This is a genomic window from Phytoactinopolyspora endophytica (assembly GCF_004138495.1).
Classification (GTDB): Bacteria; Actinomycetota; Actinomycetes; order Jiangellales; family Jiangellaceae; genus Phytoactinopolyspora; species Phytoactinopolyspora endophytica.
On record NZ_ML142853.1, the window covers coordinates 169321 to 172219 of the forward strand.

General features: G+C 68.2%; 3 protein-coding genes and 1 pseudogene. 2 read left to right on the forward strand and 2 right to left on the reverse strand.

Features of this window, described 5'->3' with window-relative positions; all coding sequences use genetic code 11:
• Both ELR45_RS42685 and ELR45_RS11620 read left to right on the forward strand, forming a co-directional pair.
• Nucleotides 1–155: pseudogene (locus ELR45_RS42685) on the forward strand (alpha/beta hydrolase); the annotation flags it as partial.
• A 161-nt stretch (nt 156–316) separates the two neighbouring features.
• On the forward strand, nt 317–1153 hold the full coding sequence (locus ELR45_RS11620; RefSeq protein WP_129666132.1) for a hypothetical protein: 837 nt from the start codon (nt 317–319) through the stop codon (nt 1151–1153).
• 197 nt (nt 1154–1350) lie between these two features.
• Here the strand turns inward: ELR45_RS11620 and ELR45_RS11625 are convergent, their stop codons facing one another.
• Nucleotides 1351–2154, reverse strand: a complete 804-nt coding sequence (locus ELR45_RS11625) for a citryl-CoA lyase (protein WP_129666134.1) — start codon at nt 2152–2154, stop codon at nt 1351–1353.
• The coding region (locus ELR45_RS37555) for a CoA transferase (protein ID WP_205856432.1) at nt 2151–2899 on the reverse strand (749 nt) is incomplete at its 5' end. The genes ELR45_RS37555 and ELR45_RS11625, both read right to left, overlap by 4 nt.

A 2899-nucleotide genomic window follows, 5' to 3' on the forward strand; every position in this document is an offset into this window, starting at 1 on the left:
CGGTCGTGCCCCCAGACCTCAGCGCACGGGTGGCTGACAAGGCGCCGGCGCTATCCGAGCGGGTGGTGATCGCGGGAGCGGACCACAACGACGCCGTGATGTTCGGGCCGCGAGTGGCGGCGGCGGTGGCACGCCTGGCCGACGAGGTCGGCTAAGCGCTAACCTTCGCCAGCAGTCGGCGCGGCTCCACCATCCCCGCCGCTCGGCGATCAAGGCCAGGACGCCTGCTCGCGGCAGATTGACGCACTCGTCACGGTAGCGAGTGTCGCTGCGTTGGTGCGGCGCCTCGTGCGGCGTCCGGCGTAGCGTGAGCAGCATGCTCATTGATGCTCGCCAAGGTGTGACGCTGGGTGTACGGGAGAAGCGTGCCGCCGTGGTGGTGCCGACGCCCAAGCCGGCACCAGGTACCGCGTTTCCGCCCCGGCGTCTGACGTTGCGTGCAGCGCCGGTATTCGAGCTCAATCTTTGGTGCGGCACGTGCCCTGCCCTTTTCAAGAGGTTGACGGAGCCTGAGATTGCTGATCTTGGACTTGCCAGTCACCGCCTGAATGCCGGTCTCGAGCGCGTCGATGACGAGGTGTTGCGGGTGTACGGGAGCGTGCTGCCCAAGTCGGAGTACACCGTGTTGCTGCTGGAAGTGACGCCATCTCTGGTGCAGCCGCGCAGCCCATTCGACTACTTCACCCACGAGCAGGTGACCACCTGGGGCATTGACCCCGCGGTCGGCGCACCCGAAGACCCCGGTACGTCCTACTACCGGACATTCGAAACGCCGGTAGCGTCTAACAGCCATCTATACGAGTTCCTGGTGCCGATGGTCCCACCGACGTGGAATGACGCCGAACGAGTGGACCAGTACGCGGACGTCTCCGTCGGAGGTCTTGGAACCGCCGTGGCCTACTCGATCCTCGACCTTTTGCAGCCAGCTGTGGCGGAAGGCCAGGACTACTACGAACACTGGGTGCTCACTCACTTCCTGCTCGACGGGCACCACAAGATTGAGGCGGCCGCTCGGACCGGACGCGCCATCCGGCTCCTGAGCCTTATCGACCAACGCATCGGCCTCGCGACGCCCAGCGACCTGGAAGTGTTGATCTCCGCACGATCCCGATCGCGCCGGAGTCGGGCACAGTCGAGGTGTGCCGCTCCCTGACTACATCAAGCTACGGGCCGGCGGCCCCGAGGCAGGGGGTGGATCCCACGGTGGTGTAGCAACTGTCAAATAGGTGCAACATGCCGTCGACACCCAACTCCCCAGGGGGAAGACGGATGACGAAGGCTAGGGCGCTCCCCTTGCCCGGGAGGATGGTGCGCCGCGGGCCCTTCAGCAAAAGGGTCGACCGGACGGTGCTAGGCGTTCTCCCCGTCGGTGTAGGTCGCGGCACCTTCGACGTGCGCGAAGATCTGGCCCGCGACCGGCGTGCGCATCTCTTCCGCGAGGTGACCGAGCAGGCCGGCGCACCGGGCCAGCAGCACGACTCCGCGCAGCAGCTCCTGGGGGATGTCGAGGTCGGCCAGCACTGCACCGCAAATCCCGGCGCCGTTGAGTGGCAGGCTCTTGCCTAGGGCCTGTGGAGCGACTCGCCCCATCGCCTCGAACAGCGCCAACCGGGAGCCGTAGGTGCCGTGCTCGCGGGCCAGGTCGAACAGGCGCGGCACCCGCGGGTCGCCGTTCTTGTGTAGGTGGTGTCCCAGGCCAGGCACGAACCCACCGGCCGCACGGCGGTCCTCGATGGCCTTGGTGGCGACTTTGTCCCAGCCGGCGTCATCGGTGGGCAGGTCGCCGTCGATGGCGTCTATGGCGGCGTTGAGGAACCGGCCGGTGTCCTCGCTCACGCCGAGGAACCGCGACCCACCGCCGAGCAGGCCAGAAGCGAGGGCGCCCTGGATGGAGTCGGGCGCGCTGAGCCACGTCATCCGGGCCGCGATGGCGGTGGGGGTGAAGCCGTGGTCGGCGAGCGCGACCAGGACGGCGTTGAACATCGCTGCCTGGCCGGGGGTGGGTTCGCGCAGCGTGATGAGCTGGTAGGCCAAGTCACCAAAGTCGACCTTCCCGATGAGGTCAGCGGAGAGGTCCTTGCCGAGGAGGCTGATGGTCTCGACCGTGGACACACCGAGCGACGTCGGGTACGCGGCCGAGTTCTGGTCGCTCATGCGGACCGCCTCCCCTCGGCGCGCGCAGCGGAAGCGGAGGTGTCGTCCAGGTCACCGGCGGCTCCGTCGGCGAGCCAGGCACGGACCCGGTCGCCGTCGGCGTTGAGGGCCGGCGGCGGCAGGTCGTAGCGGGCCGGGGTGCTGGAGAACCGGATGGGGTTGCGGACCGTGGGGACGTCGTCAACGGTCACGACCGGCTCGAGGCCGAGGCGTTCGGCGAGCTCGACACCGCCCTTGACGTCGTTGATGGGGCCGCACGGGATGCCGGCGGCGCTGAGCTGCTGGAACCACTCCTCGGCGGACTTGCCGGACAGCAGGTCCAGTAGGAGTGGGCGAAGCTCCTCGCGGTTGTCGTTGCGCTTCCCGACGGTGGCGAACCGGTCGTCGTCGGCGAGCTCGGGTGCGCCGAGCTCGCAGACGAGCTTGCGGTATTGGCCGTCGTTTCCGGCGACCACGATGAGGTCCCCGTCGCCGGTGGCGAGCGGCTCGTAGGGGAACAGCGACAGGTGCGCATTGCCCATCCGCATGGGGACGACGTCACCCGCGACGTAGGCGGAGGTCTGGTTGACCAGCGACGACATCGCGGTGGACAGCAGGTTCGTCTCCACGTGCTGGCCCTGTCCGGTCTCCTCGAGGTGGCGCAGGGCGGCGAGGATGCCGATGACGGAGTGCAGTCCGGTCATCACGTCGAACACGGAGATGCCGGCGCGGTACGGGGAGCCGTCGGGGTCGCCGGTGAGGCTCA